Below are 26215 nucleotides of genomic sequence, written 5' to 3'. Positions count from 1 at the left end.
CATGTGTTAAGCACGCCGCCAGCGTTCGTCCTGAGCCAGGATCAAACTCTCCGTAGATGAATTCGATACCGGCTGAGAACCGCGAGCTGACACTCGCGATATCAATCAACCAAAGGAATCCCAGCCCCGACCAACAAGTGGCCCGGGCACGGGGTACTACTTGGCACTGACTTTCGGCACGCTGTTGAGTTCTCAAAGAGCGGACGCGCAACAAGTCCACCCTCTCGGGTATCCCTGCTGGCTTGGATGTCCAACACTACGCCGGTTTCCAGCGGCCCCGCTCCGGGGGGCTGGTCCGGCGGACCTCCCGGTCCGCGCGGCGCATGGAGAACCATACACGACCTCTGGGGGCCGTGCACGGGGGGTGTCGAGCGGGGGTCCCGAGCCCCCGCTCAGAGGCCCAGGAAGCTCTCGATCCCCACGGTCAGACCCGGCCGGCGGCCGATCTCCCGGACCGCCAGGAGCACCCCCGGCATGAAGGACGCCCGGTCGAACGAGTCGTGCCGCAGGGTCAGGGTCTCGCCCGCCGCGCCCATGAGGACCTCCTGGTGCGCGACGAGCCCGGTGAGCCGGACGGCGTGGACGGCGACGCCCTCCACGTCGGCACCGCGGGCACCGGGCAGCGAGTCCGTGGTGGCGTCCGGCGAGGCGGGCAGGCCGGCTGCACGCCGGGCGGCTGCCACGAGCCGGGCCGTCCGCACGGCGGTGCCGGACGGGGCATCAACCTTGTTGGGGTGGTGCAGCTCCACCACCTCGACCGACGGGAAGAACCGCGCCGCCTCCTGCGCGAACTTCATGAGCAGCACGGCGCCGATGCCGAAGTTGGGGGCGATCACCACGCCGACCTCGGGCTTGGGCTCCAGCCACTCGGCGATCGTGGCGAGCTTGGCCTCGTCGAAGCCCGTCGTCCCGACGACGCAGTGGATGTTGTTGTCGATGCAGAACCGGATGTTGTCCATGACGACGTCCGGGCGGGTGAAGTCGACGACCACCTGCGCGCCGGCGTTCGCGATGTCGAACAGCCAGTCGCCGTCGTCGATCATGGCCACGAGCTCGAGGTCGTCGGCGGCGTTCACCGCCTTGACCACCTCGGTTCCCATGCGGCCCCGGGCGCCCAGCACCCCCACGTTGATGAGCGGCGCCTCGGCGGCGCCCGACGGCGAGGCCTGCTGGTCAGGGGTCGAAGTGCTCGTGGTCACGCCGTCAGGCTTCCCGCCGGACGCCCCGGACGCAAGCCGCCGGGTCAGGGCGTGGGAGACCGGCGCCGGCCGAGCACCGCCCAGAGGGCGAGGCCGAGCAGGATGCCGGCCAGGTCGGCGACCCCGTCGATCAGCGAGGCGCTGCGCGCGAGAGGTGTGAACCCCTGGATCAGCTCGCTGACGACGGCGTAGCCGAGCAGCAGCCATCCCAGCGGGGCAGCCGCGCAGCCGGCCCACCGCCCCGAGATCGCGAGCGCGGCGAACAGCGCGACGTGGACCACCTTGTCGACGCCCGGCGGCGCGCTCGGCACGTCCGACGCCGGCGCGAAGAGGACCGCCAGCGACACGAGGACGACGACGGCGAAGACGCCGCGGGACAGCGCACCGTGGACCTGCAGGGCGTCGCGCATCGGCGGGCTCAGAGCCGGTCGAGGTCGGACTCGCGGTAGGGACCCACCACGGCCAGGCAGGTGTCCTGGCCGAACAGCTCGGCGGCGACCTCGCGCACCTGCGCCTCGTCGACGGCGTCGAGCCGGGCCAGCACCTCGCGCACCGGCAGGTACTCGCCGTAGGAGAGCTCGCTCTTGCCGAGCCGGCTCATCCGCGAGCCGGTGTCCTCGAGACCGAGCACCATGCCGCCCTTGAGCTGGCCGCGGCTGCGGACCACCTCCTCGGCGGTGATGCCCTCGGCCGCCACCCGCTCGAGCTCGGCCCGGATCAGGCGCAGCACCTCGGGCACGCGCTTCTTCGAGCACCCGGCGTACACCGAGAACGCACCGGCGCCCGCGTAGTGGGAGAGCGCCGACCCCACGCTGTAGACCAGCCCGCGCTTCTCCCGGATCTCCTGGAACAGCCGCGAGCTCATGCCGCCGCCCACCGCCGCGTCGAGCACGGCCGCGGCGTACCGGCGGTCGTCCAGGCGCCCCATGGCCGGCGTCCCCAGCAGCAGGTGGGTCTGCTCCGTGCGACGAGCGATGAGGCCGGCGGACCGGGCGGGCTTGTGCACCGCGCCGTCCCCCGTCCGCAGCGGCGCGGGGCGGGTGTCGCCGCCCAGCCTGTCGCCGAACGCCGCGGTGACCAGGTCGAGGACCTGCTGGTGCTCCACCCGGCCGGCCGCCGTCACGACGATGGAGGGCACCGTGTAGCGGCCGCGGTACCAGCCGTCGACGTCGTCCCGGGTGAGCCCCTCGATGGACTCGACGGTGCCGAGCACCGAGCGGCCCAGCGGGGTGTCGCCGAAGAGCGTCTCGGCGAACAGGTCGTGCACGGCGTCGGAGGGCTCGTCGTCACGCATGGCGATCTCCTCGAGCACCACCGTGCGCTCGGACTCCAGGTCCGCGGCCGTGTTGCGCGCCTCGGTCACCAGGTCCGACAGCAGCGTGGCGGCCAGCGGGAGGTCGCTGGCGAGCACGTTGGCGTAGTAGCAGGTGTGCTCCTTGGCGGTGAACGCGTTCATCTCACCGCCGACGGCGTCCATGGCCGTCGCGATCTCGAGCGCGCCGCGGGTCGCCGTCCCCTTGAAGAGCAGGTGCTCGAGGAAGTGCGAGGACCCGGCCACGGCCGGGCTCTCGTCCCGCGAGCCGACACCGACCCAGATGCCGAGCGTGGCCGAGAGGACGCCCGGCATCGTCTCGGTCAGGACGCGCAGGCCACCCGGCAGCTCGGTCCGCTCCACCCGGCCGCCGACCTCGTCGAGGTCGAGCAGCTCGGTCACCCCGACGGGAACCGGGGGGGGGGGGGGGGGGGGCCCCCCCCCCCCCCCCCCCGCCCCCCCCCCCCCCCGCCCCCCCCCCCCCCCGCCCCGGCCCCCCCCCCCCCCCCCCCCCCCCCCGGCCCCGTTCACGTCAGGCGTGCTCACTCACCCGCGGGAGCGGCGGCCTCGGCCGGAACCGCGGCGCCGTCACCCTCGGCAGCGACCGGCACGAGGCTGATCTTGCCGCGGGCGTCGATGTCGGTGATCTCCACCTGCATCTTGTCGCCGACGTTCGCGACGTCCTCGACCTTGCCGATGCGCTTGCCGCCACCGAGCTTGCTGATGTGCACCAGGCCGTCGCGGCCGGGCAGCAGGGAGACGAAGGCACCGAACGGCGTGGTCTTGACGACCGTGCCGAGGAAGCGCTCGCCGACCTTGGGCAGCGTCGGGTTGGCGATGGCGTTGATCCGGTCCACCGCGGCCTGCGCCGAGGGGCCGTCGGACGCGCCGACGTAGATCGTGCCGTCGTCCTCGATGGTGATGTCGGCGCCGGTCTCGTCCTGGATGGCGTTGATCATCTGGCCCTTGGGGCCGATGACCGCGCCGATCTTGTCGACGGGGATCTTCACCGTGGTCACGCGGGGGGCGTACGGGCTCATCTCGTCCGGGCCGTCGATGGCCTCGCCCATGACGTCCAGGATGTGCAGCCGGGCCGCGCGGGCCTGGGTCAGCGCCTGGGCCAGGACGTCGGACGGGATGCCGTCGAGCTTCGTGTCGAGCTGGAGGGCCGTGACGAAGTCCTTGGTGCCGGCGACCTTGAAGTCCATGTCACCGAAGGCGTCCTCGGCACCGAGGATGTCGGTCAGCGCGACGTACTCGGTCTTGCCGTCGACCTCGTCGGAGACCAGGCCCATGGCGATGCCGGCGACCGGCGCCTTCAGGGGCACACCGGCGTTGAGCAGGGCCAGCGTCGAGGCGCAGACCGAGCCCATGGACGTCGAGCCGTTCGAGCCCAGCGCCTCGGAGACCTGCCGGATCGCGTAGGGGAACTCCTCGCGGTCGGGCAGCACCGGCAGCAGGGCGCGCTCGGCGAGCGCGCCGTGGCCGATCTCGCGCCGCTTGGGCGAGCCCACGCGGCCGGTCTCACCGGTGGAGTACGGCGGGAAGTTGTAGTTGTGCATGTAGCGCTTGCGCGTCTCGGGCGACAGCGTGTCGAGCTGCTGCTCCATGCGCAGCATGTTCAGCGTCGTGATGCCCAGGATCTGGGTCTCGCCGCGCTCGAACAGCGCCGAGCCGTGCACGCGCGGCACGACCTCGACCTCGGCCGAGAGGGGCCGGATGTCGGTCAGGCCGCGGCCGTCGATGCGGACCTTCTCGCGCAGGATGCGCTGGCGGACGACCTTCTTGGTGACGGCGCGGAAGGCTCCGGAGATCTCCTTCTCGCGGCCCTCGAACTGCCCGGCCAGGGCGGCCTTGACCTCGTCCTTGAGGGCGTCGGTCGCGGCCTCGCGCTCCTGCTTGCCGGCGATGGCCTGGACCTCGGCGAGCCGGGTGGCGGCCTGCGCCTCGACGGCGGCGTAGACGTCGTCCTGGTAGTCGAGGAAGCGGGGGAACTCGGCGACCGGCTTGGCGGCCTTCTCGGCCAGCGCGGCCTGCGCGTCGCACAGCGCCTTGATGAACGGCTTGGCGGCCTCGAGGCCCTGGGCCACGACCTCCTCGGTCGGGGCAGGGGCGCCACCGGCGACCAGCTGGATCGTCTTCTCGGTGGCCTCGGCCTCGACCATCATGATCGCGACGTCGCCGTCCGGGAGGACCCGGCCGGCCACGACCATGTCGAAGACGGCGTCCTCGAGCTCGGCGTGGGTCGGGAAGCCGACCCACTGGCCGTTGATGAGCGCGACGCGGGTGCCGCCGACCGGGCCGGAGAACGGCAGGCCGGACAGCTGCGTGGACGCCGAGGCGCCGTTGATCGCGAGCACGTCGTAGAGGTGCGAGGGGTCCAGCGCCAGCACGGTGATGACGACCTGGACCTCGTTGCGCAGGCCCTTGGCGAAGGTCGGGCGCAGCGGGCGGTCGATCAGGCGGCAGGTGAGGATCGCGTCCTCGGAGGGGCGGCCCTCGCGGCGGAAGAACGAGCCGGGGATGCGCCCGGCGGCGTACATCCGCTCCTCGACGTCGACGGTCAGCGGGAAGAAGTCGAACTGCTCCTTCGGCTGACGGCCGGCCGTGGTGGCCGACAGCAGCATGGTGTCGCCCATGGAGACGACGACGGAGCCGGCGGCCTGCTTGGCGAGGCGGCCGGTCTCGAAGGTGATGGAACGGCTGCCGAAGCTGCCGTTGTCGATGACCGCGGTGGCGGTGGTGACGCCGTCCTCGGCGTCGAACTCTGCGGTGATGGTGGACACGTGTCCTTCTCTCTTCTTCGTCGCAGCGGCCTCGTGCCGACCTGCGACTCCTCTGACGGCCTCTCGCCGTCCTGCGTCCGGGCGACCGGTGCTCGATCGAAGCCCTCGGGCGGTGCCGTTCCCCGTTCGCGGGGGTCCGATACGTCCCGGGGGCCACTACCGAGGACCGGCCCTTCTCAGGACGCGTCCGGCGGCGGGCCGGTTGCTCCCCGTGCGGCGGGTGCCGAACGAGGAAGGGGACCGCCCGGGATGTCCCGGACGGCCCCCTCGGTGCTCAGCGGCGCAGACCCAGCCGCTCGATGAGCGAGCGGTAGCGGGTGATGTCCGTCTTCGCGAGGTAGTTCAGCAGCCGGCGGCGACGGCCGACCAGCAGGAGCAGGCCCCGCCGGCTGTGGTGGTCGTGCTTGTGCTGCTTGAGGTGCTCGGTGAGGTCGCTGATCCGCTTGGTCAGCATCGCGACCTGGACCTCGGGCGAGCCGGTGTCGTTCTCGACCGTGGCGTACTCGGTCATGATCTGCTTCTTCACTGCGCTGTCGAGCGCCATGGTTCGCCTCCGGGGCGGGTCGCGTGTGGCCCCCGGTCTGAATCACGGGGGCAGGTCTCACACAGCCGTGCGCATGCACGACGTCGACGAGGTTACCAGCGCGCGGACGTCGGCCCGTCGGCGCACTGACCAGGACGGATGAGCGGCCCGATCACGGTGCGCCGGGCAGCCCGAGGATCCGGCGGGTGTCGGCCACGTCCTTGTCCATCGCGGCGACCAGCGCCGAGACGTCCGGGAACGCGGCCATCGGGCGCAGCCGCCGCACGAACTCCACGCCGACGTGCTCGCCGTAGAGGTCGCCGTCGTAGTCGAGCACGAACGCCTCCACCGTGCGCCGGCTGCCCTGGAAGGTCGGGTTGGTGCCCACCGAGATCGCGGCGGGGAAGCGCTCCTTGCTCGCGCCGCTGCGGGGGTCCCGGGTGACCAGGTGCCCGGCGTAGACGCCGTCGGCGGGGATCGCGGTGAAGGGCGGGGTCTCGACGTTCGCCGTCGGGTAGCCGAGGTCGCGGCCCCGGCGGTCACCGCGCACGACGACGCCGTCCACGCGGTGCGGCCGCCCGAGCGCGCGGGCGGCGGGCTCCATGTCGCCCGCCGCGACGCAGGCCCGGATGTAGGTGGAGGAGATGGTGACCTCCTCCTCCCCCGGCTCGGACCCGACGTTCGCCAGCGGCACCCCCTCGACCGAGAAGCCGAACCGCCGTCCCTCCGCGATCAGGGAGTCGACGGTCCCGGCCGCCCGGTGCCCGTAGGTGAAGTTCTGGCCGATGACCACCTGCGCGCAGTGCAGGTGCTCGACCAGCACCGTGTGGGTGAAGCCCTCCGGCGAGAGCCGCATGAACTCGGCGGTGAACGGCAGCACGCACATGGCGTCCACCCCGAGCTCGGCCACCAGCTCGGCCTTGCGGTCCAGCGACGTGAGGATCGCCGGGTGCGAGCCGGGCCGGATGACCTCGGCCGGGTGCGGGTCGAAGGTCAGGAGCAGGCAGGGACGGCGCATCGCCTGCGCCCGGGCGACCGCCGTGCCGATCAGCTGCTGGTGCCCCCGGTGGACGCCGTCGTACATCCCGATGGTGACCACGGTCCGGCCGAGGTCACCCGGGATGGCGTCCAGCCCTCGCCAGCGCAGCACGCGAACGCCGCCCGGGCTCAGGCGACCCGGTGCAGCCAGCCGCGGGTGTCGGCCACCCGCCCGTGCTGGATGTCCAGGAGCGACTCGCGCAGCTGCATGGTCAGCGGCCCCGGCGTCCCGTCGCCGACGACGAAGTCGCCGGTGCGCGCCTTGACCTCGCCGACCGGCGTGATCACCGCGGCGGTCCCGCAGGCGAAGGTCTCGGTGACGGTGCCGTCGGCCACGCCCTGACGCCACTCGTCGACCGAGAACCGGCGCTCGGTGACCCGGTGGCCCTTCTCCCGCGCGACCTCGATGAGCGAGTCGCGGGTGATGCCGGGCAGCAGCGTGCCGGTGAGCTCGGGGGTGACCAGCTCGGCGTCGGCGCCGGAGCCGAGGACGAAGAACAGGTTCATCCCGCCCATCTCCTCGACGTAGCGCTTCTCCACCGCGTCGAGCCAGACCACCTGGTCGCAGCCGGCCGCGATGGCCTGCTCCTGGGCCAGCAGGCTGGCCGCGTAGTTGCCGGCGCACTTGACGTCGCCGGTGCCCCCCGGGGCGGCCCGGATGTAGTCCTCGGACAGGTAGACCGAGACCGGGTGGACCCCGCGCGGGAAGTAGGCGCCGGCCGGGCTGGCGATGACCAGGAACAGGTACTCCGAGGCCGGGCGCACGCCCAGGAACGGCTCGCTGGCCAGCTGGTAGGGCCGGATGTAGAGGGTCTGGTCGGGGCCGGTCGGCACCCAGTCGCGGTCGGCGTCGACGAGGGCGTCGACGGCGGCGAGGAAGGCGTCCTCGGGGACCGGCGGCATCGCCAGCCGCTTGGCGCCGCGGGCGAAGCGGGCGGCGTTGGCCTCGGGGCGGAAGGTGGCCACGCTGCCGTCGGGCTGGGCGTAGGCCTTGAGCCCCTCGAAGATCGACTGCGCGTAGTGCAGCGCGGCGGTCGACGGGTCCAGCTGCAGCGGCGCGTACTGCGTCAGCCGGGCGTCGTACCAGCCCTTCCCGGCCTGGTAGCGGGCTACGAACATGCTGTCGGTGAAGTACCGGCCGAACCCGGGGTCGGCCAGCATGTCGGCGCGCTCGGCGGCCGGGCGACGCGTCACGTCCTCCACCACGAGCGGCACGCCCTCGGTGAACATCCGCGAGGAGGTACGGCTGTCGGCGAGCGTGTCGGTCATGGCTCCCACCTGCGAGTGCGCGTGTTCGGGCGTCCCGGCGGCGGCCGGGACGCCCGCCACACTATCCCCGCGGGGCCGGCGTCAGGCCTGGCCGTCCTGGTTGGCCTTCGGGCCGGCGGACTCCAGCACCTCGTAGGTCCACACGTGCGCGGAGTGCGGGGCGGCCGACGCCAGGGTGTCGCCGCCGCCGTCGTGGGCCCGGTCGAAGTCCTGGCTCGACTGCCATGCCTCGTAGTCCTCCACGCTCGTCCACCGCGTGTACACGAGGTACTGGTCGGTGCCCTCGACGGGGCGCAGCAGCTCGAACCACTCGAAGCCCGGGGTGGTCTCGACGGCTCCGGCGCGCCCGCGGAACCGCTCCTCGAAACGCTCCTGCTTGTCCTTGGGCACGGTGATCGCGTTGATCTTGACGACGCTCATGGCCCTCCCCTTCCCGACCGGGGGTCGGGTCAATCCCGCATGCTGAGGGCGTGGACATGCACCGCACCGCCGACCTGGGCTTCGCCAAGCTCGACCTGGACCGGGCCGAGCGCACCGGCACGCCCGAGGTCGTCTACGCGGCCGGCAAGACGCCGGCCCAGACCGTCGACTGCCTCGCCGCCCTGCTCGAGGGCGGCGCGGCGCCCGCCTGGGCGACCCGCGTGGACGACGCGACCGCGGCGGCCGTCCTCGAGCGGTGGCCCGACGCGGTCATCGACGCCGAGGCCCGCTGCGCCTTCGTCGGCGAGGTCCCGGCCCCCGTCGGGGACGTCGTCGTCCTCACCGCCGGGACGTCGGACGGGCCGGTCGCCGCGGAGGTCGCGGCGACGCTGCGGGCGTCCGGGGTCGGGTGCACCCGGGTCGACGACGTCGGGGTGGCCGGCGTGCACCGGGTGCTCGCCGTCGCGCCACACATCGCGGCGGCCGACGCGGTCGTCATCGTGGCGGGGATGGACGGCGCCCTGCCGAGCGTGGTGGCCGGGCTGACCGACCGGCTGGTCGTCGCCGTGCCCACGTCGGTCGGCTACGGCGCCGCCTTCGAGGGGCTGGCCGCGCTGCTGACGATGCTCACCGCCTGCGCGCCGGGCGTGCTGGTCGTGAACATCGACAACGGGTTCGGCGCCGGCGTGGCGGCCGCCCGCATCGTGCGCAGCGCTCAGCGGCCGGACGGCGCCTGAGCCCCCGCGAGCCCGAACATCGCCGCGATCGCGAGCACGGCGTCCGGTCGGTCCTCGGGCGCGACGACCCGCAGGGTGGGACGACCCCGGACCTCCGTCACGCTCCAGTCCACGAAGCCGCAGCACGTCTGCTCGGCGGCAGCCAGCTCGCGCAACTCGTCGGCGACACCGGCCACCGGCTGGTAGGTGACCTCCAGCCGCCCGTGGCGCAGCTCTGCGCTGGGACCCGCCAGGTCGTGCAGCCGTTGCCAGCGCCCCAGCCGGTCCGGCGCGTCGACCGGCGTCAAGGTGCAGGCCACCGGGACGGGCGGCGCGCCTGGAGACGGGTGGGTGCCTGGCACCGGTCCAGTAGAGACCCACCGGGACGGCTGTTCAAGCCGCCTCGGCACCTCCGCTCAGCGGTAGCGGACCGGGTCGGGCAGCAGCTCGTTCATCGACCCGGAGCGGAAGCCGCGCGGGTCGACCTCGACCTCGCCGAAGCCCGCGACGGCGGCCAGCAGGTCGTCGCGTCCGACCAGGTCCACCACCAGCGCGGCGTCGACCTCGACCCGCGCCCGGTCGCCGCCCAGGTCGCGCACCCGCAGGTCGCGGACCGGCAGCCCGGCGCCGGTCATCGCCGTCCTCAGGCCGGCCTCCGCCTGCTCCACCCGGGCCAGGCCCTCGGCGGTGACCGGGACGCCGTAGGCGATCCGGCTGGCCAGGCACGCGGCCGCGGGCTTGTCCGCCAGCGGCAGGCCCCAGAGGCGGGCGGCGGCCCGGACGTCGTCCTTGCTCATGCCGGCCCGCGCCAGGGGTGCCCAGGCGCCGCGCTCGGCGGCCGCCCGGATGCCCGGCCGGAACCCGGCGCGCAGGTCGTCGGCGTTGGTGCCGGTGACGACGTCAGCGATGCCGAGCCGGGCGGCGAGCGGGTTCAGCACCTCGACCAGCTCGGTCTTGCAGAAGGCGCACCGGTCGCCGGCGTTGGCGCGGTAACCCTCGCGGGAGAGCTCGTCGGTGCGCGGCAGCTCGTGGCGCACGCCCAGCGACGCGGCGAACTCCCGCGCCCCCGCCTGCTCGGACGCCGGGAGGCTCGGGGAGACGGCGGTCGCGGCCACCACCCGGTCGGCACCGAGCGCCCGCACCGCCGCGGCCAGGACGACGCCGGAGTCGACGCCACCGGAGAAGGCGACGACCACGCCGGGCAGCGGACGCAGCTCGGCCTCCAGCGCCGCGATCCGGTCCTCGAGGGTGCTCACGGGTGGCAGGTTCTCACGCCGCGGGGAAGCCGACGGCCACCCGCGCGGTGCTCCCGGCGTCCTCGAGCAGGGCGACCAGCCGGCCGTCCGGGTCGACGGCGGCGTGCAGGCCGGGTGCGCCGGTGGCCGGGATCCGCTGGCCGTAGCCCAGCGCCCGCGACTCCTCGACGGTGACGGCGCGGGAGGGGAAGACCAGCGTCGCCGCCCGCGTGAGGGGCAGGAAGCCGTCCCCTCCCCCGGCGGCCAGCGCGGCGCCCGCCTCCTCGACCGGCGCCGCGTTCTCGACGGAGAACGGCCCGGACGCGGTGCGGCGCAGGGCGGTGAGGTGGCCGCCGACGCCCAGCGCGGCGCCGGCGTCCCGGGCGATCGCCCGGATGTAGGTGCCGGCCGTGCAGGAGACCGTGACGTCGACGTCGACCAGGTCCGGCTCCGGGCGCCGGATCCCGTGCACGTCGAGCCGGTGGACGGTGACCGGACGTGGGGCCAGCTCGACCGCCTCACCGGCGCGCACCCGGTCGTAGGAGCGCCGGCCCTCCACCTTGACCGCGCTGACCGCCGAGGGCACCTGCTGCAGCGGCCCGGTCTGCGCGGCGAGCGCGCTCCGCACCGCGGCGTCGTCCAGGTGCGCCGTCGACGCCGTCGCCAGGACCTCGCCCTCGCGGTCGTCGGTGACCGTCGACTGCCCGAAGCGGATGGTCGCCTCGTAGGTCTTGTCGTGCCCGCCCACGTACCCGAGGAGGCGGGTCGCGGCGCCGACGCCGAGCACGAGCAGGCCGGTGGCCATCGGGTCGAGGGTGCCCGCGTGGCCGACCTTGCGCACCGACAGCACCCGGCGGGCGCGCGCGACGACGTCGTGGGACGTCATGCCGCCTGCCTTGTCGACCAGCAGCAGACCGGGTGGGACGTCGGCGTCAGGACGTTTGGGGCTCACGTCCCCACCGTTGCAGGCGCGGTCAGCCAGCGGTCACCCGCCACCCGCACCAGGACGCCGACCAGCCGCAGCCCGATGAACAGGCAGAGCCCCGTCCACACCCCGGCCAGCCCCCAGCCGAGTGGGAGGGAGAGCAGCGACAGGGGCAGGAAGCCGACGACGGCCGAGCCGATCGTCACCGTGCGCAGGTAGCCGACGTCCCCGGCGCCCATGAGGACGCCGTCCAGGGCGAACACCACCCCGGCCAGCGGCTGCATGCCCGCGAGGAACCACCACACCACCTCGGCCTGCGCGAGCACGGCGGGGTCGTCGGTGAAGAGCGGGAGGAGGACGTCGCGCGCCGCCAGCAGCACCGCCGCGACCAGCACACCGGTGCCGAGTCCCCAGAGGGCCACTCGGGACGCTGTGGCGCGGGCCTCGGCGGGCCGCTCGGCCCCGAGGGCGTGCCCGACCAGCGTCTGCGCCGCGATGGCGTAGGCGTCGAGCACCAGGGCGAGGAAGAAGAACAGCTGCAGGGCGATCTGGTGCGCGCCGAGGGACGCCGTCCCCGCGCGGGCGGCCACGCCGGCGGCGACGAGGAACGAGATCTGCAGGACGGCGGCGCGCACGAGCAGGTCGCGGCCGATGACGAGCTGGTTGCGCAGGGCCGCGGGCCGGGGGCGCCAGGCCGCGCCCTCGCGCACCAGCGCGCGCACGAACAACCCGGCGGTCAGGGCCTGACCGGCGACGTTCGCGACGGCCGAGCCGACCAGGCCCAGGCCGACCGGGTGCACCAGCAGGGGGCAGAGCACGAGGCTCAGCAGGCTGCCGGCGAGCACGTAGCGGACGGGCCGCTGCAGCTCCTGGACACCGCGCAGCCAGCCGTTGCCGGCGAGCGACACGAGCAGGAGCGGCGCCCCGAGGCTGGCGACCCGGAGCCACTGCTCCCCCGCCTCCGCGACGGCTCCACCACCGCCGGCCAGGAGCCGGGTGAGCGGCCCGGCCAGCAGCTGGAACAGGACGAGCACGCCGAAGCCCAGGGCGAGCGCGAGCCAGGTGGCCTGCACCCCTTCCGCGACCGCGCCGTCCCGGTCACCGGCGCCGGCCCGGCGGGCCGCCCGGGCGGTCGTGCCGTAGGCGAGGAAGTTGAGCAGGGCCGCCGCCCAGGCGAGCAGTCCGCCGCCGACGGCCAGCCCGCCGAGCGGGACGGTGCCCAGGTTGCCGACCACGGCGGTGTCGACGAGGAGGTACAGCGGCTCGGCCGCCAGCACCACGAGGGCGGGAACAGCCAACGAGAGCACGGAGGGGCTGCGGGTCACTCCGCGGTGAGCTCCCGGCGGAGCGCCTCGACGGTCTTCTCGCGGTCGAGGTGCGAGCTGTACCCGGCGGCCAGCTTGTGCCCGCCCCCGCCGAGGGCCATGGCGACGCGGGCGACGTCCGTCGCGCCGCGGGACCGCAACGAGACCGACCACGACCCGTCGTCCTGCCCCTTGAGGACGCAGGCCACGTCGGCCTCCTCGGTGGAGCGGACGACGTCGACGAGCGCCTCGAGCTGCTCACCGGGCAGCCCGTGCTCGCCGGCCTCGGCGGTGCTCGACCACGTCCACACCAGACCGGCACCGACCTCGGGCTCCAGCACGGCGCGGCCGGTGACGACCGACAGCAGCCCCAGCCAGCCGAACGGGGCCGTGTCGAAGAGGCGGCGGCTGATGTCGGAGTGGTCGATGCCCGTCGCCAGCAGCCGGGCCGCGAGCTCGTGGGTGTCCGGGCGCGTGTTCCCGAAGCGGAAGGAACCGGTGTCGGCGGCCAGGCCGGCGTAGAGCAGGGTGGCCAGCTGCGGGTCGAGCGTGATCCCCAGCTCGTCCAGCAGGCCCGCGACCAGGGTGACCGTGGCGGGTGCGCCGCCGTCGACGAGCCGCACGTCCCCGAAGCCGGGGTTGCTGGCGTGGTGGTCGACGACCACCGACGTCCCGGCCGAGTCCAGCAGGGGCGCCAGCTCGCCGAGACGCGCCGGCGATGCCGCGTCGAGGCTCACGAACACGTCCGGCGAGGACGGCACGGTCGCCGACGGGACCAGGCCCTCGGCGCCCGGCAGCCAGCCGAGCGAGGCCGGGAGCGTGAACGGGTCGGGGAAGGTCACGAGGACGCGCGCCCCGCGACGGCGGAGACCCTCGGCCAGGGCCAAGGTGCTGCCCAGGGCGTCGGCGTCGGGCTGCACGTGCCCGGACAACACGACGGTGGCGCGGGAGTCGGCGGCCTCGGCCAGCACCGAGGCGGCGGTGCGGAGGCGGGACGCCACCGCACGGGACGAGGAGACGGACACGCGGATCAGGCGTCCGGTCCGGGGTCGGCGACCGGAGGGGCGTTCTTCTCCTCCTGCACCGAGCCGCCACCGACCGGGTAGCTGGACCCGTCCTCCGGCTCGTCGGCGGCGATGCTCGGGGCCTCCCCCAGCTCGCCGCGCTTGCCGCCGTCGGTCGGGTCACCGGCGCCGGGGACCTTCTGGCCGCCCAGCACGGACGTCCCCTGGCCCTCGTCGGGCTCGTGGGGGTCCGGGTCGTTCTCGCTCACGACGCGCTCCTGCTCTGCACGGAGATGTCCTCGTCACTGTCATCGGCAGATCCGGACGCGACCGTGTCGTCGTCCTCGTCGTCGTCCTCGGCCGGGCGCTTGTACGGGTCGGCCTCGCCGGCGTACTGCGCGCCCTCGCGGGCCCGGGCCAGCTCCGCGTCGGCGTGCCGGGCACGCTCGAGCGCCTCCTCGAGGTCCCGCGCGGTGTCCGGGACGATGTCCGCGACGAAGGTCAGCGTCGGCACGAACTTGATGCCGGTCTGCTTGCCGACCGTGGAGCGGAGCACGCCGGTGGCGCTGGTGAGCGCGGCGGCGGAGTCGGCGACCTGCGTCTCGTCGCCGTAGACGGTGTAGAACACCGTGGCCTCGCGGAGGTCACCGGTCACGCGGGCGTCGGTGACGGTCACCATGCCCAGGCGGGGGTCCTTGATCTGCGTCTCGATCGCGGCGGAGACGATCTGACGGATGCGCACCGCCAGCTTGCGGGCGCGGGCCGGGTCGGCCATCGGACCTCCTCAGACGGGGCGTCCAGGGGACGCCGGTGGATGGTGCGGGCGGGCGCCGGCTTCAGAAGTCGTCGTCGGCGAAGAGCTGACGATGCGTCGACAGCAGCGTCACCTCCGGCCGCTCGGCCAGCAACCGCTCGCACGCGTCGAGGACGTCGGTCACCTGACCGGCGTCCCCGGCGACGGTGGCGACGCCGACCTGCGCGCGACGGTGCAGGTCCTGGTCACCGACCTCGGCCGCGGCCACGGCGAACCGCCGCCGGAGCTCGGCCACGATCGGCCGGACCACGGCGCGCTTGCCCTTGAGCGAGTGGACGTCGCCCAGCAAGAGGTCGGCGGTGAGCGTGCCGGTGAACACGCTCACCGCCTCCCTTCAGACTGCTGCCCCTCAGGTGCGCGGGATCTCACGCATCTCGAAGGTCTCGATCACGTCGTCGACCTTGATGTCGTTGAACGACCCCAGGCCGATACCGCACTCGTAGCCCTCGCGGACCTCGGTCGCGTCGTCCTTGAACCGGCGGAGGGACTCCACCGTCAGGTTGTCGGCGACCACGGCCCCGTCGCGGATGAGGCGGGCCTTCGAGTTCCGGACGATGGTCCCGCTCCGGACCAGCGAACCGGCGACGTTCCCGATGCGCGGCACCCGGAAGACCTCGCGGACCTCCGCCGTGCCGAGCTGGACCTCCTCGTACTCGGGCTTGAGCATGCCCTTGAGGGCGGCCTCGATCTCGTCGATCGCCTGGTAGATGACCGTGTAGTACCGGACGTCCACGCCCTCGCGGTTGGCGAGCTCGGTGGCCTGACCCTCGGCCCGGACGTTGAAGCCCAGGACGATGACGTCGTCGGCCAGCGCCAGGTCGATGTCGCTCTTGGTGATGCCGCCGACGCCGCGGTGGATGACCCGCAGCGAGATGTCGTCGCTCACCTCGATCTTCATCAGCGCCTCTTCGAGCGCCTCGACGGTGCCCGAGTTGTCGCCCTTGATGATCAGGTTGAGCTGGCGGTTCTCCTTGAGCGCCGCGTCGAGGTCCTCGAGGCTGATCCGCTTCCGCATGGACGCGTTCTGCGCGTTGCGGATGCGGGCCTGACGACGGTCGGCGATCTGCCGGGCGACGCGGTCCTCCTCGACGACGAGGAAGGTGTCGCCGGCACGCGGCACCGAGGTGAGACCCACGACCTGCACGGGGCGGGCCGGCAGGGCCTCCTTCAGCTTGTTGCCGTGCTCGTCGAGCAGCGACCGGACGCGACCGTAGGCGTCGCCGGCCACGATCGAGTCGCCCTGGCGCAGCGTGCCGCGCTGGACGAGCACCGTGGCGACGGGGCCGCGGCCCTTGTCCAGCTTGCCCTCGATGACGACACCCTGCGGGTCCTGCTCGGTGTTGGCGCGCAGGTCCAGCGAGGCGTCGGCGGTGAGCAGGATCGCGGCGAGCAGGTCGTCGATGCCCTGGCGGGTGATCGCCGAGACGTCGACGAACATCGTGTCGCCGCCGTACTCCTCGGCCACCAGGCCGTACTCGGTGAGCTGCTGGCGGATCTTGGCGGGGTTGGCCCCCTCCTTGTCCACCTTGTTCACCGCGACCACGATCGGCACCTCGGCGGCCTGGGCGTGGTTGAGCGCCTCGACCGTCTGCGGCATGACGCCGTCGTCGGCCGCGACGACCAGGACGACGATGTCGGTGACCTTCGCGCCTCGGGCACGCATCGCGGTGAACGACTCGTGACCCGGGGTGTCGATGAAGGTGATCGGGCGCTCCTCGCCCTCCAGCTCCGTGACGACCTGGTAGGCGCCGATGTGCTGGGTGATGCCACCGGCCTCGCGGGCCACGACGTTGGCGTCGCGGATCGCGTCCAGCAGCTTCGTCTTGCCGTGGTCGACGTGACCCATGACGGTCACCACCGGCGGACGGGCGGACCAGTCGTCCTCGTCGCCCTCTTCGTCACCGAAGGTGAGGTCGAAGGTCTCGAGCAGCTCGCGGTCCTCGTCCTCGGGGCTGACGACCTGGATGTTCCAGCCGATCTCGGCACCGAGCAGCTGCAGCGTCTCGTCGTTGACCGACTGCGTCGCGGTGACCATCTCGCCCAGGTGGAACAGGGCGGTGACCAGCGCGGCCGGCTGGGCGTTGATGCGCTCGGCCAGGTCGGTCAGCGACGCGCCACGGGGCAGCCGGACGGTCTGCCCGTTGCCGCGGGGCAGCTGGACGCCACCCATCGACGGCGCGGCCATCGAGTCGAATTCCTGACGCCGCTGCTTCTTGCTCTTGCGGCCACGGACCGGACCGCGACCACCGGGACGGCCGAAGGCGCCGGCGGTACCGGCACCCGAGCCACCACGGCCACGGCCACGGCCACCGCCGCCACCACGGAAGCCACCACCGGCGGGCGCGCCGGCACCGGGGGCACCGCCACCGCCGCCGGGACGGAAGCCACCGCCGCCGCCGGGAGCACCCGGGCGGCCACGGCCACCGGGCCCACCGGGACCGCCGCCGGGACGACCGGCCCCGGCCGAGCGACCGGGCATCATGCCGGGCGACGGGCGCTGCGGCATCATCCCCGGGTTGGGACGCGGACCGCCGGGACCGGCGGCCGGACGGGGACCGCCGGCGCCGGGCGCGGGACGCGGGCCACCGGCACCGGGAGCGGGACGGGGCCCACCCGGACCGGGGCGCGGACCGCCGGGCGCCGGACGGGCGCCGGGCGCGGCCGGACCCGGACGGGGACCGGCGCCGGCACCCGGAGCGGCCGCCGGCGGGGCGGCCGGACGCGGGGAGCTGAACGGGTTGTTGCCCGGACGCGGCGCGGGACGGGGACCCGGACGCGGACCGGCACCAGCGGGCGCCGAACCACCGGCGGGGCCGGGACGGGGCGCGGCCGGGCGCGGCGCGGCCGGCTGCTGGGTCGGGGCGCTCGCGGCGGGAGCCTGCGGCGCCGGAGCGGCCGGACGCGGCGCCGGAGCGGGCGCGGCCGGACGGGCAGCCGGAGCGGCAGGGGCCGCCGGGGCGGCAGCCGCCGGAGCGGCGGGCGCGGCCGGGGCGCTCGGGCGAGCGGCGGGCTTGGGGGCCGCCGAGCCGTTGCCGCCGCCGGTGCTGGCGCCCAGCGCCTCCCGGAGCCGACGGGCCACGGGGGCCTCGACGGTGGAGGACGCGGACTTCACGAACTCGCCCTGCTCCTTGAGCTTGGCGAGCACGGTCTTGCTGTCGACACCGAACTCCTTGGCGAGTTCGTGTACGCGGGCTTTGCCTGGCACGGGTCTCCTCTTGGTGAGGCCGGCGGCTTGCCCGCTCGACCTCGTCGTTAGTGGCGCATGGTCATCGTGAGAACTTCACGGCTGAGTCATCCGACGGTGTCCTGTCGACGTGCGGACCGGCCTGGTGCCGGCCCGACTGAGAACTGCTGTCGCCCGTTCCGCCCGCGGCCGGGAACCTCAGGACGAGGTTCCGAGGACGTGGTCACGGAGCGGACCGACCTCCACCGGTGCGCTACCGCCTCCGGGGAGGCGCAGCGCCCGGGCGAAGGCCCGGCGTCGCTCCGCCGCGTGCAGGCACTCCGGGGTGGGGTGCACCGACGCCCCCCTGCCGGGGAGCCGCCGCCGTGGATCCGGGACCAGGGCCCCGGAGCTGAGGACGACACGCAGCAGATCACTGGCCGGAGCGCGTCGCCGGCACCCCACGCAGGTGCGGACCGGTTCAGACGTTTCGACCACCCTGCACTCTAGCGCGTGGCGGGGCCGGGATGTTCCGCCCGTCGGGGTGAGCCCCGGTGCGGGGGCCGGCCGGCCTGCGCTCCCGCGGGCGCCCCGGACCGCAGCGGGGGCCGACCCACCCCGGGCGAGGGTGCCGCGTCGTCGTCGGGCTGGGCGTCGCTGCGGATGTCGATCCGGCAGCCGGTCAGGCGGGCGGCCAGCCGTGCGTTCTGCCCTTCCTTGCCGATCGCCAGCGACAGCTGGAAGTCCGGCACGATGACGCGGACCGCCTTGGCCTGCGGGTCGACCACCCGGGCGCTGTTCACCCGTGCCGGGCTCAGGGCCGAGGCCACGAAGGTCGCCGGGTCGTCGGACCAGTCGACGATGTCGATCTTCTCGCCGTGCAGCTCGCTCATGACGTTGCGCACCCGCTGGCCCATCGGCCCGATGCACGCGCCCTTGGCGTTCAGCCCGGGCACCGAGGTGCGGACGGCGATCTTCGAGCGGTGCCCCGCCTCACGGGCGACGGCGACGATCTCGACGCTGCCGTCGGCGATCTCGGGCACCTCGAGCGCGAACAGCTTGCGCACCAGGTGCGGGTGCGTGCGGGAGACGGTGACCTGCGGGCCGCGGAAGGTGCGGGCGACCGAGACCACGTAGGCCTTGATGCGGCTGCCGTGGGCGTACTCCTCGCCGGGCACCTGCTCGGCCTGCGGCAGGACCGCCTCGACCTTGCCGATGTCGATGAGCACCGTCCCCTGCACGTTGCGGCGGTCGTGCGCCTGCACGATGCCGCTGACGATGTCGCCCTCCTTGCCGGCGTACTCGCCGAAGGTCTGCTCGTGCTCGGCGTCGCGCAGCCGCTGGACGATGACCTGCTTGGCGGTGCTCGCCGCGATCCGCCCGAAGTCGGTGGGGGTGTCGTCCCACTCCCGCACGACCTCGCCGTCGGGACCGAGCTCCTGAGCCAGGACGGCGACCTCGCCGCTCTTGCGGTCGACGTGGACGCGCACGTGCTTGGCGGCGCCGTCGGCGTGCCGGTACGCCGTCACCAGCGCCGTCTCGATGGCTTCGATCACCGTGTCGGCGGGGATGCCCTTCTCCCGCTCGACCGCCTTGAGCGCGGTGACGTCGATGTTCACTGTGCTCCTCCTCGCGCCTGCGGCACGCCGCCGGGCTCGATGTCGTCGTCGAAGTCCGTGTCGTCGGCCAGGTCGTCGTCCGCCGGGTCGTCGTCGCCCGGGCCGTCTCCCGACCCGCCCCGCCCGAACTCGACCTGCACCCGGCCGGTGCCCAGCTCCGCCCAAGGCACCTCGCGGGGTGTGGGCGGCCGCTTCTTCGCACCGGGCTTGCCCTGCGCCTCGACGGCCAGGGTCACGCCGGTCCCGTCGACCGCCGTCACGCGGCCGGTGACCTCCTGCGTGCGGCCGGCCGGTCCGACGGCGACGGTCACCAGGCGGCCGGTGTTCCGCCGCCAGTGCCGCTCCTCGGTCAGCGGCCGGTCGACGCCGGGGCTGGTCACCTCGAGCACGTAGGGCGCCCGGCCCATGCCGTCGTCGTGGCGGTCGAGCACCTCCGAGACCGCGCGGCTGACCTCGGCGATGTCGTCCAGGGTCACCCCCTCGTCGCGGTCGACCACCACGCGGACGACGCTGCGCCGCCCGGCCGGGGTCACGACGAGCTCCTCGAGGTCGTAGCCGGCGGCGCCGACCACCGGCTCGATCCAGCCGGTCAGCCGCGCCGTGGCGGGGTCGGTGCGCTGGGTGCCGTGAGAGGTGGACACGGTCTCCTCCTCCGGGCTCGAGCGGCCGCCTCGTGCGGGACGCCATACCCCGCCGATCCGGCGCCGACCGGCCTTCGGCGCAGCTCGGGCCCGGGTTGGGGGGAAGTGGTCAGGTTACCGCCCCGCGAACGGCGGCCGGACCGCGCACCGGGGACCCGTGGTGGGAACGGAGGGGCGCACGGTCCGCCCGTGACGCACGGCCGGACGCGCCTGGTCGCACTACCGGCACGGCGCGTGAGCGGCTGCGAGAATGGCGGCGATGTCCTCTCCGCTCCGCACCGGCCCCCGGGGCTTCTCCCGGCGCACCCTGCTCGCCGCCTCCGCGGCCGGGCTGGCCGTCCTGGCGACGGGCTGCACGTCCTCGTCCGCCGACGAGCGCGAGCAGGTCACCAGCGAGCAGGCCGACGAGCTGGGCGCGCAGATCGCGGTGCAGGAGGCGGTCGTGTCCGCCTTCGCCGCCGCGGGCGCGGCCGATCCCGCGCTGGCCGCCGAGGTGGCCGATCTCGCCGCCCAGGCCGACGAGCAGCTGACGCGCCTGCGGGCGGCGGCGCCCGGCAGCCCCACGTCCTCCGGCGCGCCGGCCCAGGAGGCGCCTCCGGCGCCCGGCACCCGGGCCTGGCTGCGGGGCCAGGTGGCCACCGCCGCCGCCTCGCACGCCGCTGCCTGCGTCGACCAGTCCGGCGCGCGGGCGGCACTGCTGGGGTCGATCGCCGCCGGGCTCGCCGGGCAGGACGGACGACTGGCATGACGGAGGCCCGACATGGCTGACGAGGGATCCGACGGCGCCCTGGACGAGCGCTCCGAGAACACCGCGCTCTCCGAGGCGCTGGCCGCCGAGCACGCGGCGGTGTGGGGGTACGGCGTCGTGGGCGCCGCCCTCGACGCCGGCGCGCAGGCCTCGGCGGCGACCTCGGAGGTCGCGCACCGCGACGTCCGCGACCGGGTAGTCACCCTCCTCGCGGAACGGGGTGCCGACCCGGTGGACGCCGAGGGCGCCTACGCGCTCCCCTTCCCGGTGCTGTCGGCCACAGATGCCGCGGCGCTCGCCGTCGTCCTGGAGGACGGCGTGGCCGCGGCGTGGGTCCGCGTCCTGGACCAGTCGGTCGAGCGCAGCACCCGCGAGCTCGCCGTCGGGGCCCTCTCGGCCGCCGAGGTCCGGGCGGTCGCCTGGCGGGCGGCGGCGGGCCGGACGCCGACGACGAACGCGTTCCCCGGCCTCCCGGCCCGCTGAACCGGCCCGGCGTTCACAGACCGCCGAGGAAGGCGTCGGTGACGCCGACGGCGACGCTGCTGGACTGACCGGCCTCCACGAGCACGGCGAACGCGATGTCGCCCTGCGGCCCCTGGAGCTGGTAGCCCATGAACCAGCCGTGCGAGTCCGGCGGGGTCTTGTCCCCGAACTCGGCGGTCCCGGTCTTGCCGTAGACCTCACCCCGGTCCGCCAGCGCCGTGGCGGTCCCGCTGAGCACGACCTGGCGCATCAGCGGCCGGAGCGCGTCCAGCACCGCCTGACCAGGACCCGCCGGCGCCGGGCCGGCGGCCTCGCCGCCGACGACCTCGACCGGCGCGGCCGGGGTCCCGCTGGCCACGCCCGCGGCGACGAGCGCCAGCTGCGCGGGGCTCATCAGGACCTGACCCTGGCCGATGGCGTTGGCCGCCTTGGTCGTGCCGGTGCTGTCCGAGGGCACGCTGCCGCCGAAGATGCCGACCGGCAGCTGCCACTCCGTGCCGACGCCGTAGGACGCCGCGGCCTCGGCCAGCGCTCCGTCGGGCAGCTCGAGCGCCTGCTGGATGAAGGTGGTGTTGCACGACTCGGCGAAGGCCTCCGTGAAGGGCACGGTGCCCAGGTCGAACTGGTCCTGGTTCTCGAACTCGCGCCCCTCGACCACGGTGGTGCCCGGGCAGGCGACCGGGGTGCCGGGCGTGACGGCGCCCGTCGACAGCAGCGCCGTCGCGGTGATCGTCTTCATGCTCGACCCGGGCGGGAACTGGCCGCGCAGGGCGTTCCCGGCGTCGGCCACCTCGTTGGAGCTGACGGCGAGGATCTCGCCCGTGCCGGGCCGGACGACGACGAGGTGCGTGGGCAGCGGCTGACCCGCCACCGCGGCGTCCGCGGCGTTCTGGATCGCGGGGACCAGCGGCGTCTGGACCGGCGTGCCGGGCTCCGGCTCGACCGACCCGATCTCCACCCCCGCGTCCGCGGTGCCCTCGTCCGTGCTGACGACGGAGACGGTGAACCCCGGCGTGCCGCTGAGCTGCTCCTGGAAGGCGCGCTGGAGGCCGGAGAGGCCCAGCTGGTCACCGGCCGCGTAGCGCGGGGCGCCCTCGTCCTGCGACTCCTCGATCACCTCGGCGGTGGCGTCGCCCACCCGGCCCAGCAGGGCCTCGGCGAAGCGGGCGCTGGGCGCGAGGAGGCGGGTGGACGTCGGGAAGACGGCCCCGGGCAGGTCGAAGACCTGGGCGCGGATGGCCTCGAAGTCGGGCCGGCGCAGGGTGATGACGGGGACGAACTGCCCCTGCGGGGCGGCCTGGACGTCGCTGGTGATCGTCTGCGCGTCGACCCCGGTGGCCGCCGACAGCGCCGCCGCGAGGGCGGGGAGGTCGGTGACCTGCCCGGTGTCCACGCCGACGTTGACGACCTCGGTGGGGGCGAACAGCGGCGCCCCGGTCCCGTCGGTGATGGGCGCCCGGTCCGGGAGGGTGCGGGTGAGCTCCAGGTGCTGCCCCTCCCCCAGCTCGGGGTGCACCAGGGTCGGCTCGGCGACGACCTGCCACTCGTCGTCGCCCTCCTCGAGGCGCAGCGTCGACTCGTAGGTCCACTCCGGCGCGGCGGCCAGGTCCCAGGTGGCCGTCCAGCCCACCGTCGCGGTGCCGTCCTCGACGGTCACCTGACCGAGATCGGTGCCCAGCGTCGCATCCGGGAGATCGGTGGCGGTCTGCTCCAGCAGCGCGGTGGCGGCGTCGGGATCGGTCGTCGCTCCGGCCGCCTCGGCGACGTCGCCGGACGCCCAGGCGTCCAGGAACGCCGTCGCGGCGGCCCGGACGTCGTCCTCGGCGTTTCCGGAGCACGCCGCGAGGGCGGGCGCGGTCAGCAGCAGGAGCGTGGTGGCGAGAGCGGGTCCCCGAGTCGGCACGGGACCACCATTCCAGACGGACTCGCCGGTTCTAGAACAGCACGCTGGCGTACTGCCCGACCTCGTCGAACCCGACGCGGGCGTAGGCGGCGCGGGCCGTGGTGTTGAAGTCGTTGACGTACAGGCTCACGACGGGGGCGATCGTCGTGCGGGCGTACTCCACGACCGCCGCCGTCCCCGCGGTGCCGATGCCGCGGCCGCGGTGCGCGGGGGCCACCCAGACGCCCTGCACCTGGCACGCGGACCGCGACACCGCGCCGATCTCGGCCTTGAAGATCACCTCGCCCTGCTCGATCCAGGCGAGGGACTGACCGGCGCGGACGAGCTCCGAGACGCGCGCGCGGTAGCCGGCACCGCCGTCGACCCGCAGCGGGCTGACGCCGACCTCCTCGGTGAACATGGCGATGGCGGCCGGGAGCAGCGTCTCCAGCTCCGCGGGCCGGACCGGCCGCACGCGGGGCTCGGCCGGCACCGCCGGCGGGCCGGAGATGGCCAGCAGCGGCTGCCGGGGCCGGTGGTCGCGCGCCGGCCCCCAGTGCGGGGCCAGCAGGTCCCACAGGGGCGCGACCGACGAGGCGGGGCCGACGATCGTCGAGCAGCGGCGACCGGCCCGCCGGGCACGTTCGGCGAAGGCGGCCGCCGAGGCGATCTCGGCGCCCGGCAGCGCGAACGGGATCAGGTTGGCCCCGGCGAGGCAGATCGCCTCCAGGTCGGCGCCGCCACCGAAGCCCCACAGCGGCGCGCCGAGCGACGTCGGTGCCGTGCCGGCGGACTCCACCCGGCCGGCGATGACGCACGCCGCCACGGGATCGGTCGCGAGCAGCCGGTGGACGGCCGGCTCGTCGCCCTCGTCGAGCACGCGGGCGGCGGACGTGCGGAGCACCGGGGTCAGCTGACGCTGACGACCGGAGGCCCGGAGGGCGTCCCGTCCGCCGTCTGCTCCGCCGCGATGCGCATGGCCTCCTCGATGAGGGTCTCCACGATCTGCGACTCCGGCACGGTCTTCACGACCTGGCCCTTGACGAAGATCTGGCCCTTGCCGTTGCCGGACGCGACCCCGAGGTCGGCCTCGCGGGCCTCGCCCGGGCCGTTCACGACGCAGCCCATGACCGCGACCCGCAGCGGGACCTCCATGCCCTCGAGCCCGGCGGTCACCTCGTCGGCGAGCTTGTAGACGTCGACCTGCGCGCGCCCGCACGACGGGCAGCTGACGATCTCCAGCCCGCGCTGGCGGAGGTTGAGCGACTCGAGGATCTGGTTGCCGACCTTGACCTCCTCGGCGGGAGGCGCGGACAGCGAGACGCGGATGGTGTCGCCGATGCCCTGGCTGAGGAGGGCGCCGAAGGCGACGGCCGACTTGATCGTGCCCTGGAACGCCGGGCCGGCCTCGGTGACGCCGAGGTGCAGGGGGTAGTCGCACTGCGCGGCGAGCAGCTCGTAGGCGCGGACCATGACGACCGGGTCGTTGTGCTTGACCGAGATCTTGATGTCGCGGAAGTCGTGCTCCTCGAACAGCGAGCACTCCCAGAGCGCCGACTCGACGAGTGCCTCCGGCGTCGCCTTGCCGTACTTGGCGAGCAGCCGCTTGTCGAGGGAGCCGGCGTTGACGCCGATGCGGATCGGGATGCCGGCGTCCTTGGCGGCGCGGGCGATCTCGCCGACCTTGTCGTCGAACTTCTTGATGTTGCCGGGGTTCACGCGCACGGCGGCGCAGCCGGCGTCGATGGCCGCGAAGACGTACCGCGGCTGGAAGTGGATGTCGGCGATGACCGGGATCTGCGACTTCTTGGCGATGATCGGCAGCGCCTCGGCGTCGTCGGTGTCGGGCACCGCCACGCGCACGATCTGGCAGCCGGATGCGGTGAGCTCCGCGATCTGCTGCAGCGTCGCGTTGATGTCCGCCGTCTTGGTGGTGCACATCGACTGGACGCTGACCGGGAAGTCGCTGCCGACGCCGACGCCGCCCACGTTCAGCTGGCGGGTCTTCCGCCGGGGTGCGAGCACGGGAGGAGGTGCAGCGGGCATGCCGAGACCGACGGGGATCGCCATGACAGCCAGTATCCCCCGCGATGCGATCGATGCTGGTGGCGCGCCTGTGACGTGCGCTGTCCCCGACCGCGGCCTCACCCGGGAGCGACCCGCTCCCCCGGCGCCGCGTAGGGGGCCGACTCGGCCACCAGCGCGTCAAGGACGACCCGCACGGCGCGGCGCGCGGCACGGTCCGGGCGCACCAGCGCCTCGATGACGCGCCCCGCGCGGAGGTCGGCCAGCGGCACCAGCGCCAGCCGGCCCTCCGCGCGCTCGCGCGTGGTGTGCCGCGGCAGCAGCGCGATCCCGTGCCCGCGGGCGACCAGCTTCTCCATCAGCGGGAGGTGAGTCGTGCGGCGTACCACGCGGACCGGGGACCGTGCCTGCGCCGCGACGGCGGTCAGCACGCGGTCGATCGGGAAGTCGGCCGGCGGGGCGATCCAGTCCTCGTCGATGACGTCCGCCGGTGCGACCCTCGACCGCCCCGCGAGCGGGTGGTCCAGCGGCAGTGCGACGTCGAGCGGCTCGCGGAGCAGCGGGTGGACCGACACGGCGCCGCGCGAGGGCGGCTCGACGTCGTCGGACCGGTGGGCGATCACGATGTCGTAGGCGGCGGTCAGGCCGGCGAAGTCGTCCTGCGAGACGTCCTCGTCGAAGGTCTCGACGGCGACGTCCGGGTGAGCGGTCATCCGCTCCAGGAGGCCCGGCACGAGCAGCTCCCCCGCCGAGTGGAACGTCGCCACCCGCACCGTGCCGCGGACCGCACCGTGGTAGCTCTGCCACTCGGCCGCCGCGGCCGCCAGCGCGGTCGAGACCGTCGTGGCGATGCCGGCGAGCTCCCGCCCGGCGTCGGTCAGGCGCACCCCGCGCCCGACCCGCTCGACGAGGACGACGCCGAGCCGGCGCTGGAGCACCTTGAGCTGCTGCGACACGGCCGACGGCGACATCCCCGCCGCCCGCGCGGCCCCGGTGACCGAACCGTGCTCCGCCAGCTCGCGCAGGACGGCGAGGTGGACGACGTCGACGCGGTCCCACAGCTCCGGCCGGTCAGGGATCATGAAGCGACGCTACAAGGTCGCTTCCCT

Annotated in this window: 27 protein-coding genes and 1 pseudogene; 3 read left to right on the top strand and 25 right to left on the bottom strand. The window is 74.4% G+C overall.

Features of this window, described 5'->3' with window-relative positions; genetic code table 11:
• Positions 1-392 precede the first annotated feature (392 nt).
• From dapB to ACI78T_RS10255, 8 genes are all read right to left on the bottom strand, one after another.
• Positions 393-1199 (bottom strand): 4-hydroxy-tetrahydrodipicolinate reductase, encoded by an 807-nt coding sequence (gene dapB, locus ACI78T_RS10290; RefSeq protein ID WP_456557989.1) that lies wholly within the window; start codon positions 1197-1199, stop codon positions 393-395.
• Between the two features lie 44 nt (positions 1200-1243).
• The gene (locus ACI78T_RS10285; RefSeq protein ID WP_456557988.1) at positions 1244-1609 is read right to left on the bottom strand and encodes a VanZ family protein; all 366 of its coding nucleotides are present in this window, start codon (positions 1607-1609) and stop codon (positions 1244-1246) included.
• A gap of 8 nt (positions 1610-1617) precedes the next feature.
• A complete protein-coding gene (locus ACI78T_RS10280; RefSeq protein ID WP_456557987.1) occupies positions 1618-2913 on the bottom strand; it encodes a M16 family metallopeptidase in 1296 nt (431 codons plus the stop codon).
• 140 nt (positions 2914-3053) lie between these two features.
• Positions 3054-5297: a polyribonucleotide nucleotidyltransferase gene (locus ACI78T_RS10275; RefSeq protein ID WP_456557986.1), complete on the bottom strand. Its 2244-nt coding sequence runs from the start codon at positions 5295-5297 to the stop codon at positions 3054-3056.
• A gap of 274 nt (positions 5298-5571) precedes the next feature.
• Positions 5572-5841 carry a 30S ribosomal protein S15 gene (gene rpsO, locus ACI78T_RS10270; protein WP_456557985.1) on the bottom strand — a complete coding sequence of 90 codons (270 nt, stop codon included), beginning with the start codon at positions 5839-5841 and terminating at the stop codon, positions 5572-5574.
• A gap of 151 nt (positions 5842-5992) precedes the next feature.
• Positions 5993-6970 (bottom strand): bifunctional riboflavin kinase/FAD synthetase, encoded by a 978-nt coding sequence (locus ACI78T_RS10265; protein ID WP_456557984.1) that lies wholly within the window; start codon positions 6968-6970, stop codon positions 5993-5995.
• Between the two features lie 17 nt (positions 6971-6987).
• A complete protein-coding gene (locus ACI78T_RS10260) occupies positions 6988-8127 on the bottom strand; it encodes a branched-chain amino acid aminotransferase (protein WP_456557983.1) in 1140 nt (379 codons plus the stop codon).
• 81 nt (positions 8128-8208) lie between these two features.
• The gene (locus ACI78T_RS10255; protein ID WP_456557982.1) at positions 8209-8547 is read right to left on the bottom strand and encodes an antibiotic biosynthesis monooxygenase family protein; all 339 of its coding nucleotides are present in this window, start codon (positions 8545-8547) and stop codon (positions 8209-8211) included.
• A 56-nt stretch (positions 8548-8603) separates the two neighbouring features.
• Between ACI78T_RS10255 and larB the strand changes: the two genes are divergently transcribed.
• Complete coding sequence (gene larB, locus ACI78T_RS10250) at positions 8604-9284, top strand: nickel pincer cofactor biosynthesis protein LarB (RefSeq protein ID WP_456557996.1); 681 nt, start codon at positions 8604-8606, stop codon at positions 9282-9284.
• On the opposite strand, the gene ACI78T_RS10245 is transcribed toward larB, so the two are convergent.
• From ACI78T_RS10245 to rimP, 13 genes and pseudogenes are all read right to left on the bottom strand, one after another.
• Positions 9263-9583: a hypothetical protein gene (locus tag ACI78T_RS10245; protein WP_456557981.1), complete on the bottom strand. Its 321-nt coding sequence runs from the start codon at positions 9581-9583 to the stop codon at positions 9263-9265. The two genes, larB and ACI78T_RS10245, sit on opposite strands and share 22 nt — an antisense overlap.
• Before the next feature lie 96 nt (positions 9584-9679).
• A complete protein-coding gene (gene larE / locus ACI78T_RS10240) occupies positions 9680-10519 on the bottom strand; it encodes an ATP-dependent sacrificial sulfur transferase LarE (protein ID WP_456557980.1) in 840 nt (279 codons plus the stop codon).
• A 13-nt stretch (positions 10520-10532) separates the two neighbouring features.
• Positions 10533-11450, bottom strand: a complete 918-nt coding sequence (truB, locus tag ACI78T_RS10235; protein ID WP_456557979.1) for a tRNA pseudouridine(55) synthase TruB — start codon at positions 11448-11450, stop codon at positions 10533-10535.
• On the bottom strand, positions 11447-12748 hold the full coding sequence (locus ACI78T_RS10230; RefSeq protein ID WP_456557978.1) for an MATE family efflux transporter: 1302 nt from the start codon (positions 12746-12748) through the stop codon (positions 11447-11449). The genes truB and ACI78T_RS10230 overlap by 4 nt, the downstream gene beginning before the upstream one ends.
• Positions 12745-13728 carry a DHH family phosphoesterase gene (locus tag ACI78T_RS10225; RefSeq protein WP_456557977.1) on the bottom strand — a complete coding sequence of 328 codons (984 nt, stop codon included), beginning with the start codon at positions 13726-13728 and terminating at the stop codon, positions 12745-12747. The genes ACI78T_RS10230 and ACI78T_RS10225 overlap by 4 nt, the downstream gene beginning before the upstream one ends.
• 29 nt (positions 13729-13757) lie before the next feature.
• A complete protein-coding gene (locus tag ACI78T_RS10220) occupies positions 13758-14000 on the bottom strand; it encodes a hypothetical protein (RefSeq protein ID WP_456557976.1) in 243 nt (80 codons plus the stop codon).
• Positions 13997-14506 (bottom strand): 30S ribosome-binding factor RbfA, encoded by a 510-nt coding sequence (rbfA, locus tag ACI78T_RS10215; RefSeq protein ID WP_456557975.1) that lies wholly within the window; start codon positions 14504-14506, stop codon positions 13997-13999. The genes ACI78T_RS10220 and rbfA overlap by 4 nt, the downstream gene beginning before the upstream one ends.
• Positions 14507-14567: 61 nt before the next feature.
• Positions 14568-14870, bottom strand: a complete 303-nt coding sequence (locus ACI78T_RS10210; RefSeq protein WP_456557974.1) for a DUF503 domain-containing protein — start codon at positions 14868-14870, stop codon at positions 14568-14570.
• Between the two features lie 24 nt (positions 14871-14894).
• Positions 14895-16730: a translation initiation factor IF-2 gene (gene infB, locus ACI78T_RS10205; RefSeq protein ID WP_456557995.1), complete on the bottom strand. Its 1836-nt coding sequence runs from the start codon at positions 16728-16730 to the stop codon at positions 14895-14897.
• Between the two features lie 873 nt (positions 16731-17603).
• Positions 17604-17750: pseudogene (locus tag ACI78T_RS10200) on the bottom strand (translation initiation factor IF-2 N-terminal domain-containing protein); the annotation flags it as partial.
• A 177-nt stretch (positions 17751-17927) separates the two neighbouring features.
• Entirely contained in the window at positions 17928-18173 is a 246-nt protein-coding gene (locus tag ACI78T_RS10195) for a YlxR family protein (protein ID WP_456557994.1), read from the bottom strand.
• Positions 18174-18214: 41 nt separating this feature from the next.
• Positions 18215-19327, bottom strand: a complete 1113-nt coding sequence (nusA, locus tag ACI78T_RS10190; protein ID WP_456557973.1) for a transcription termination factor NusA — start codon at positions 19325-19327, stop codon at positions 18215-18217.
• On the bottom strand, positions 19324-19968 hold the full coding sequence (rimP, locus tag ACI78T_RS10185) for a ribosome maturation factor RimP (protein ID WP_456557972.1): 645 nt from the start codon (positions 19966-19968) through the stop codon (positions 19324-19326). Before rimP ends, nusA begins: the two co-directional genes overlap by 4 nt.
• Positions 19969-20227: 259 nt before the next feature.
• On the opposite strand from rimP, the gene ACI78T_RS10180 reads away from it, so the two are divergent.
• A complete protein-coding gene (locus ACI78T_RS10180) occupies positions 20228-20716 on the top strand; it encodes a hypothetical protein (RefSeq protein WP_456557971.1) in 489 nt (162 codons plus the stop codon).
• A 12-nt stretch (positions 20717-20728) separates the two neighbouring features.
• Positions 20729-21199 (top strand): ferritin-like domain-containing protein, encoded by a 471-nt coding sequence (locus tag ACI78T_RS10175; RefSeq protein WP_456557970.1) that lies wholly within the window; start codon positions 20729-20731, stop codon positions 21197-21199.
• A gap of 13 nt (positions 21200-21212) precedes the next feature.
• On the opposite strand, the gene ACI78T_RS10170 is transcribed toward ACI78T_RS10175, so the two are convergent.
• From ACI78T_RS10170 to ACI78T_RS10155, 4 genes are all read right to left on the bottom strand, one after another.
• Complete coding sequence (locus ACI78T_RS10170; RefSeq protein ID WP_456557969.1) at positions 21213-23102, bottom strand: penicillin-binding transpeptidase domain-containing protein; 1890 nt, start codon at positions 23100-23102, stop codon at positions 21213-21215.
• Between the two features lie 31 nt (positions 23103-23133).
• A complete protein-coding gene (locus ACI78T_RS10165) occupies positions 23134-23985 on the bottom strand; it encodes a GNAT family N-acetyltransferase (RefSeq protein ID WP_456557968.1) in 852 nt (283 codons plus the stop codon).
• A 5-nt stretch (positions 23986-23990) separates the two neighbouring features.
• A complete protein-coding gene (gene ispG, locus ACI78T_RS10160; RefSeq protein WP_456557967.1) occupies positions 23991-25151 on the bottom strand; it encodes a flavodoxin-dependent (E)-4-hydroxy-3-methylbut-2-enyl-diphosphate synthase in 1161 nt (386 codons plus the stop codon).
• A 74-nt stretch (positions 25152-25225) separates the two neighbouring features.
• Complete coding sequence (locus tag ACI78T_RS10155; protein WP_456557966.1) at positions 25226-26188, bottom strand: LysR family transcriptional regulator; 963 nt, start codon at positions 26186-26188, stop codon at positions 25226-25228.
• Positions 26189-26215 lie beyond the last annotated feature (27 nt).

This window comes from Blastococcus sp. SYSU D00922 (assembly GCF_054050495.1).
The sequence above is the reverse complement of the archived record's forward strand: the minus strand, read 5'-3'. Positions and strand labels throughout refer to the sequence as shown.

Excerpts from the sequence above, each read along its gene's own strand:
- ACI78T_RS10285 (WP_456557988.1), bottom strand. The coding sequence starts at position 1,609 with ATGCGCGACGCCCTGCAGGTCCACGGTGCGCTGTCCCGCGGCGTCTTC.
- rpsO (WP_456557985.1), bottom strand. The coding sequence starts at position 5,841 with ATGGCGCTCGACAGCGCAGTGAAGAAGCAGATCATGACCGAGTACGCC.
- ACI78T_RS10260 (WP_456557983.1), bottom strand. The coding sequence starts at position 8,127 with ATGACCGACACGCTCGCCGACAGCCGTACCTCCTCGCGGATGTTCACC.
- ACI78T_RS10255 (WP_456557982.1), bottom strand. The coding sequence starts at position 8,547 with ATGAGCGTCGTCAAGATCAACGCGATCACCGTGCCCAAGGACAAGCAG.
- larB (WP_456557996.1), top strand. The coding sequence starts at position 8,604 with ATGCACCGCACCGCCGACCTGGGCTTCGCCAAGCTCGACCTGGACCGG.
- rbfA (WP_456557975.1), bottom strand. The coding sequence starts at position 14,506 with ATGGCCGACCCGGCCCGCGCCCGCAAGCTGGCGGTGCGCATCCGTCAG.
- infB (WP_456557995.1), bottom strand. The coding sequence starts at position 16,730 with ATGGCCGCGCCGTCGATGGGTGGCGTCCAGCTGCCCCGCGGCAACGGG.
- ACI78T_RS10180 (WP_456557971.1), top strand. The coding sequence starts at position 20,228 with ATGTCCTCTCCGCTCCGCACCGGCCCCCGGGGCTTCTCCCGGCGCACC.
- ACI78T_RS10175 (WP_456557970.1), top strand. The coding sequence starts at position 20,729 with ATGGCTGACGAGGGATCCGACGGCGCCCTGGACGAGCGCTCCGAGAAC.
- ispG (WP_456557967.1), bottom strand. The coding sequence starts at position 25,151 with ATGGCGATCCCCGTCGGTCTCGGCATGCCCGCTGCACCTCCTCCCGTG.
- ACI78T_RS10155 (WP_456557966.1), bottom strand. The coding sequence starts at position 26,188 with ATGATCCCTGACCGGCCGGAGCTGTGGGACCGCGTCGACGTCGTCCAC.